Consider the following 6,479-nt stretch of genomic DNA (forward strand, 5'->3'; position numbering starts at 1 on the left):
TGCACAGCCACTGCGACCACACCCCACCCGCCGAGTACGAAGCCACCTACTACGCTGCACTCAACCGTGCCCCGGCACCCGCCGGCACGGCATAACCCGCCCTCCACGAAATCCGGGGCGACTCAGTTTGCGCTGCATCTCCCACGCGGCGTCGAGGGCACGTTCGATCGCGTCCGGATCGCCCTCGTCGAGGTAGGCCTCCACCTTCTGGTGGGCCTCGAACTGCGGCCGCACCCCGAAGGTCACCGGATCCTCGAGCAGCGACTCACGGGTAGCGAAGTCGCAGCGGACGATCCACCGGTCAGCGCTCTCGGCACGCGCGATCAAACGATCGTCGAAGTACCAGGCCGGCCGGGCGGTGGTGCCCTTCCGCTTCACCCGCGGCAGCGCCTCGAGGTGTTCGACCAACCGTCGGGACGTGTCTTCGGCGCGGCTCACCGTCCCGGTCCTGACCCTCGCGGCAGCCCCATCGCTCGGGAGACCAAGGCGTCGAACGCGCGGTCGGGAAGCACCCGGCGGGCGGTGATCAGAGGTTTGGCTCCGAGGCCGATGGCGTAGCGCGTGCGCGGACGGTCGGTCGAGACCGCCCGGGCCACCGCCTTGGCCACGACGTCCGGAGACGAGTCACGGTCGTGGCTCTTGCGCAACGTGGCCGACATGGCTGCCGACAGTCGGGCGTACGGCCCGCTGCCGGACGTCTCGTCGAGATGGTCGGCAGCGATGTCGGCCCACTCGGTGGCGATACCGCCCGGTTGGATGACGACCACGTCGATGCCGAACTGCGCGACCTCCATCCGGAGCGCGTCGCTGAGGGCCTCCATCGCGAACTTCGTGCCGTGATACCACCCGGCCATCGGTGAGTGGATGCGTCCGCCCATCGAGGAGATGTTGACGATGGTGCCGGAGCGCTGCTCGCGCATGTGCGGCAGCACGAGCTGGGTCAGGCGCATCGCACCGAACACGTTGACGTCGAACTGGCGCCGGGCCTCGGCGGGATCGACGTCCTCGATCGCGCCGTACGAGCCGTAGCCGGCGTTGTTCACCAGTACGTCGAAGCGTCCGGATCGGGAAAGGATCGTCTCGACGCCCGCCTGGAGCGACGCCTCGTCGGTGACGTCCATCGCGATCGGTTCGATGCCGTCGGCGGCCAGCGCTTCGAGGCGGTCGATCCGACGGGCTGCGCCGTAGACCGTGTGACCGAGGGTCTGCAGCCGGCGGGCGATCGCTTCGCCGATTCCGGAGGATGCTCCCGTGACGAGCGAAACGGGCCCGATCGGGGTGGTCGAATCGGTCATCGTGCTCTCCTAGCGCTGGTGGTGCACAGGTGGTTCGCTCGATTCCATCACCGAACAGGCTCAGGAGAAACCATGTCCGACGACAAACTTCGGGCGCTCATCGCCGAGCGTCACCTCGCCGCACTCGCGACCATTCGGCGGGACGGTCGACCGCAGCTGTCGAACGTCTCGTACACCTACGACGCGACCTCCGACCTCATCCGAGTCTCGGTCACCGACGGCCGGGCCAAGACGGCGAACCTGCGGCGTGACCCGCGGGCGACGGTGATGGTGCAGGGCGCCGACCCGTGGTCGTTCGCGGTGGCCGACGTCGAGGCGACCGTGTTGCCCGTCGCGGCCGCGGTCGACGATCCGAGCGTCGACGAACTGGTCGACATCTACCGCAGGGTCAGCGGCAAGGATCATCCCGACTGGGACGAGTACCGCCGCGCGATGGTCGACGACGCCCGGGTTCCGTTGCACCTCAAAGTGACTCACGTCTACGGCCTGGTGCACTGACCGGCCCCGTAGGCTGCGCAGAGTGAGCACAGCTGTCTTCCGGGCCCGCAGGCGACGACGTCGGTGGCCGCGACGGTTGCTCGTCTGCTTCGTGGTGTTCGTCCTGGTGGCTGCGGCGGGACTGATCAGCTGGACCCGCACCTTCCCAAGCGACGACCTCGACGCGGTGCAGCCCGCCCGGCTGACCTTCGCGCCGGGCGTCGGCGGCACGCGAGCACAGAACATCGAGGCCGTCGTCTTCGGCGACCGGCTGCAGCTGCAACGCGACAACCGCGTCGTGTGGACGAGCCCGACGAACCAGTCCTTCGTCACCGCCGCACGCTCGACGGTGGCCTACGACGAGCACCGCGGGTACTTCTGGCCACAGGTCGACACTACGCGCAGCTGGACTGCCCAGACCGTCGATTCCGTTCGCGCAGAAGGAAATCGGATCATCGTCGGTGGTCGGTTGAAGGGCTCTCCCGACGTGCCGTACACGATGACCGTCTCACCGCGCGGTGCCGGCGGACTCGACGTGCTGCTGACCACCACCTCCAACGCGGTCGACGCGCTCGGCTTCCAGACCGGCCGCACCCGGGGCCGCGGAGTGCACGGATTCGGCGAGCAGTTCGACAGCTTCGACCTGTCCGGCAGGCTCATTCCGCTGCTGGTGCGCGAGCAGGGCGTCGGGCGCGGCGAACAGCCGGTCACTTTCCTCGCCGATGCCACTCAGCGCGGTGCGGGTGGTGCTCGGTCCATGACCTACGCCGCCTACCCGACGTTCGTCACCGACGATCTGCGCGGTGTGCGGCTGGCACCGTCCAGCCCCGAGGCAGGAGCTTTCGGCATCGCCGACACCCGCAACAGCGACCGCGTGGGTCTGCAGATCTGGAGCCGCTCGCTCCACCTGGAGCTCACGTCGGCCGACTTCGCGTCGGATCTGCTTGCGCAGCAGCAGGGTCCGGTGACTCGGCCGACGCTGGCCAAATGGACGCAGGACGGACTCATCGTCGGTGTGCAAGGTGGCAGTGCCAAGGTGCGCGACACCGTCCGCCGACTGAAGGCGGCCGGGGTGCGCGTCGCCGGCGTGTGGATCCAGGACTGGACCGGCGGGCGCACCACCAGCTTCGGTGATCGGCTGTGGTGGACCTGGCAGCCCGACCCGGAGCGCTACCCCGACTGGAAACAGCTCGTCGGCGAACTGCAGGCGCAGGGCGTGCGCACCACGACGTACGTCAACCCGTTCCTCACCGACGCCTCGGGTCGCCCCGGCACCAACCTCTACGCCCAGGCCGCGGCCCGTGGATACCTCATCCGTGACGTCGACGGACAGCCCTACCAACAGGATCAGGGCGGGTTCTCCGCCACGATGGTCGACCTCACCAATCCCGCTGCCCGCCAATGGTTCTCACAGGTGATTGCGCACCACGTGCTCGCCGACGGCGTGGTCGGCTTCATGGCCGACTTCGCAGAGGGCCTGCCGATGGACGCCCGACTGCACAGCGGCGACCCACGCACCCTGCACAACCGGTGGCCCAAGCTGTGGGCCGAAACCGTCAAGGCGGGATGCGCCGCAGCCGGCCGCACCGACTGCGTCACCTGGTTCCGCTCCGGCACCCCCGACATGGCGTCCGACACCCCGCTGTTCTGGACCGGCGACCAGCTGGTCACCTGGTCGACCGACGACGGGCTCGCCTCCAGCCTGCTCGGCACCTTCTCCGCCGGCGTGTCCGGTTGGGCCCTCGACCACAGCGACCTCGGCGGCTACACCTCGGTCGACGCCGTGGCGAAGAACTACGTGCGCTCCCCCGAGCTGCTGCAGCGGTGGGGCGAGGTGGCCGCCTTCGGTGTTGTGATGCGGTCGCACGAGGGCAACCGTCCGGCCCAGAACCTGCAGGTCTACGACCCGACCCAAGTGGCTGCGACGGCACGCAGTTCGCGCATCTTCGCCGCGCTGGCGCCCTACCGCGCGACCGTGCTCGACGAAGCGACCCGCGACGGCATACCGGCGGTGCGGCACACCTGGGTCAACTGGCCCAACACGACGGCCGCGGCGAACGACCGGCAGTTCTTCCTCGGACAGAGCGTGCTCGTCGCACCGGTGCTCAGCGAGGGCAGCCGGACGGCCACGGTCTCCTTCCCGCCCGGCACCTGGGTGAACATCTTCACCGGGCGCAGTTACGCCGGAGGGGCCACGACGAACGTGCCCGCGCCACTGGGCACGCCCGCGGCCTTCGTCCGCGCCGACGACCCGTGGTTGCCGAAGATCCAGGCGGCGCTACGGGCCCAGTCGGTGCGCTGATCCGACGACTACACCCGGGTGCCCGTCCAGACCAGATAGCCCCAGTCCGTCGATCCGTCGGCGGCGACGTTGCGCAGGTACAGCTCGTCCAGCGCGGCATCGAGTGCTGCCACAGCCTCGGGATCGTCACCGATGCGTCGGTAGACCGCGATCGTCGGACCGTAGTTGGCCTTGAAGTACTCGCGGAACGCGGCCGGCCCGTCGAACCGATCGACCCGCAGCGAGCGTTCCTGCGCCTCGCCGAGCCGCACCCGGTCGCCGAACAGTGCAGCGACGTGGGCCGGGTCGCCCCACAACGGTGCGGGTGAGGCTCCGGGAGGCGGCGGCGCGGCGTACGGCTTCAGCGCCGCGAACATCTGCCCGACGAACCCGGCCGGCGTCCACGACAGCACCCCTATGGTGCCGCCCGGTCGGCACACGCGCACCAGTTCCGCGCTGCTGCGGTCGTGGTGCGGCGCGAACATCACCCCGATCGCCGACATGACGACGTCGAACTCACCGTCGTCGAACGGGAGGTCCTCCGCATCGGCCTCCACCCAGCGGACGGCGTCCGCGGCGTGTTCGCGGCCGCTGTCCAGCAGCCGGGGCGTGAGGTCGGACGCGGTGGCGACGGCGCCTCGCCGGGCGGCCTCGAGCGCCGCGTTGCCGGTGCCTGCCGCCACATCGAGCACCCGTTGCCCGCTGCCGACCCGACAGGCGTCGACGAGCACCGGAGCCAGCGGAAGGGTGATCTCCGCTGCGATCGCCGGGTAGTCGCCGAGCGCCCACATGGCCGCGTGCGCGCTCTTGAGCTCGCGATCAGCGGACGGTGTCGTGCTTGGAGTTGTTGTCATGGCATCCCCCTCGGATGGGCTGCCGGTCGTGGATCGACCGGGATCACACCAGCGTGCGGCCGCACCGTCGACCCATCCAGTGCCGAATCTGTACCGGCCGCGCTACAACATCCGAACTTGCTGAATCCGGTGGACGCCACCGCCGCAGCGGGCGCTCAATGGAAGCAGCCGTCACGAAGGAGGGGCGCATGCCCGGATACGGACAGTTCTGCCCGGTCGCCAAGGCGATGGAGGTGCTCGACGAGCGCTGGACCATCTTGATCGTTCGCGAGATGTTGCTGGGCAGTCGACACTTCAACGAACTGCGTCGCGGAGTGCCCCGGATGTCGCCCGCGCTGCTCAGCAAACGACTCAAATCGCTGGAGCGATCCGGTGTGCTGACCCGGACCGTCGAGCGTACGCAGGTGGGTTACGACCTCACGCCCGCCGGCCGCGAACTGGTGGGCGTCGTCAACGACCTGGCGGCTTGGGGCATGCGCTGGATCGGTGAACTCGGCGACGACGACCTCGACCCGCACCTGCTGATGTGGGACATCCGCCGCACCATCCCGGTCGACAAGTGGCCGCGCGTGCGAACCACCGTCGCCATCCGATTTCTCGACGTCGCACCGGCAGAGCGCCACTGGTGGGTCGTGGTCGCCAGCGGCGAGGCCGACATCTGCGACGTCGACCCGGGCTACCAGGTCGACGTCGACGTGCAGACCACCCTGCGGGTGCTCACCCGCATCTGGCGTGGCGAACTGTCCTGGGTCCACGCGATCGGGCACGGTTCGGTGGTTGCCGACGGTCCCGCACGTCGGGAGTTGCCGACGTGGTTCGGCGACTCGCGCATCGCGCAGCAGATGCACGCCTTGGGCGGGGCATGACGAGCCGGGCGTGACGGGCGGCTGCGCCGCTACTCGCCGGCCGACACGTACTGCGCCAGGTGCTTTCCGGTGAGGGTCTTCTTCCCCTCGACCAGCTGTGCCGGCGTGCCCTCGAAGACGATCCGTCCACCGTCGTGGCCGGCGCCCGGACCGAGGTCGATGATCCAGTCGGCGTGGGCCATCACCGCCTGGTGGTGCTCGATGACGATCACCGACTTGCCGGTGTCGACGAGCCGGTCGAGCAGCGAGAGCAACTGCTCGACATCGGCGAGGTGGAGGCCCGTGGTCGGCTCGTCGAGCACATAGACACCGCCCTTCTCCCCCATGTGGGTGGCGAGCTTGAGCCGCTGCCGCTCGCCGCCGGACAGGGTGGTGAGCGGTTGGCCGAGCCGTAGGTAGCCGAGGCCGACCTGCGACATGTGGCCGAGGATCTTCGCTGCCGCCGGCTTCGACCAGCCGCTCCCGGAAGAACCGGTAGGCGAAGCCGACGCCGTCCCCGGCGCCGGCCTGCGGTGTCGCGTCGATGCACGCGCGGTAGCTCGCTCGGTCGGCCTGCGTTGGGAGGAGCTTCAGACGCTGACGATAGAGCCCCGTTGAGTGGTGGGCTTTGAGGTGATGCTCGTTGCCTACCGGTCGCTCTTTTCGAGGGCGACGGTCTCAGTATCGCGGGTTGGGTAGAGCTTGGCCATGGAGCCTTCGGAGAGGT

6 protein-coding genes and 1 pseudogene are annotated in these 6,479 nt (G+C 69.3%); 3 read left to right on the forward strand and 4 right to left on the reverse strand.

Annotated features, from left to right (window positions below; translation table 11 throughout):
- Window positions 1–60: 60 nt before the first annotated feature.
- Together GGG17_RS15025 and GGG17_RS15030 are read right to left on the reverse strand one after the other, a co-directional pair.
- Window positions 61–438: a hypothetical protein gene (locus GGG17_RS15025; RefSeq protein ID WP_154594518.1), complete on the reverse strand. Its 378-nt coding sequence runs from the start codon at window positions 436–438 to the stop codon at window positions 61–63.
- Window positions 435–1,295 carry an oxidoreductase gene (locus GGG17_RS15030; RefSeq protein WP_154594519.1) on the reverse strand — a complete coding sequence of 287 codons (861 nt, stop codon included), beginning with the start codon at window positions 1,293–1,295 and terminating at the stop codon, window positions 435–437. The genes GGG17_RS15025 and GGG17_RS15030 overlap by 4 nt, the downstream gene beginning before the upstream one ends.
- A 72-nt stretch (window positions 1,296–1,367) precedes the next feature.
- On the opposite strand from GGG17_RS15030, the gene GGG17_RS15035 reads away from it, so the two are divergent.
- Together GGG17_RS15035 and GGG17_RS15040 are read left to right on the forward strand one after the other, a co-directional pair.
- The gene (locus GGG17_RS15035) at window positions 1,368–1,793 is read left to right on the forward strand and encodes a PPOX class F420-dependent oxidoreductase (protein WP_154594520.1); all 426 of its coding nucleotides are present in this window, start codon (window positions 1,368–1,370) and stop codon (window positions 1,791–1,793) included.
- 166 nt (window positions 1,794–1,959) lie between these two features.
- Window positions 1,960–4,074, forward strand: a complete 2,115-nt coding sequence (locus tag GGG17_RS15040) for an alpha-glucosidase (RefSeq protein ID WP_311966738.1) — start codon at window positions 1,960–1,962, stop codon at window positions 4,072–4,074.
- An 8-nt stretch (window positions 4,075–4,082) separates the two neighbouring features.
- Here the strand turns inward: GGG17_RS15040 and GGG17_RS15045 are convergent, their stop codons facing one another.
- The gene (locus GGG17_RS15045; protein ID WP_283809827.1) at window positions 4,083–4,844 is read right to left on the reverse strand and encodes a class I SAM-dependent methyltransferase; all 762 of its coding nucleotides are present in this window, start codon (window positions 4,842–4,844) and stop codon (window positions 4,083–4,085) included.
- Window positions 4,845–5,095: 251 nt separating this feature from the next.
- Between GGG17_RS15045 and GGG17_RS15050 the strand changes: the two genes are divergently transcribed.
- Window positions 5,096–5,773 carry a winged helix-turn-helix transcriptional regulator gene (locus GGG17_RS15050; protein WP_154594523.1) on the forward strand — a complete coding sequence of 226 codons (678 nt, stop codon included), beginning with the start codon at window positions 5,096–5,098 and terminating at the stop codon, window positions 5,771–5,773.
- A 29-nt stretch (window positions 5,774–5,802) separates the two neighbouring features.
- Here GGG17_RS15050 and GGG17_RS15055 read toward each other — a convergent pair.
- Window positions 5,803–6,219: pseudogene (locus GGG17_RS15055) on the reverse strand (ATP-binding cassette domain-containing protein); the annotation flags it as partial.
- Window positions 6,220–6,479: the final 260 nt, after the last annotated feature.

The organism is Arsenicicoccus cauae, from assembly GCF_009707125.1.
Taxonomy (GTDB): domain Bacteria; phylum Actinomycetota; class Actinomycetes; order Actinomycetales; family Dermatophilaceae; genus Arsenicicoccus; species Arsenicicoccus cauae.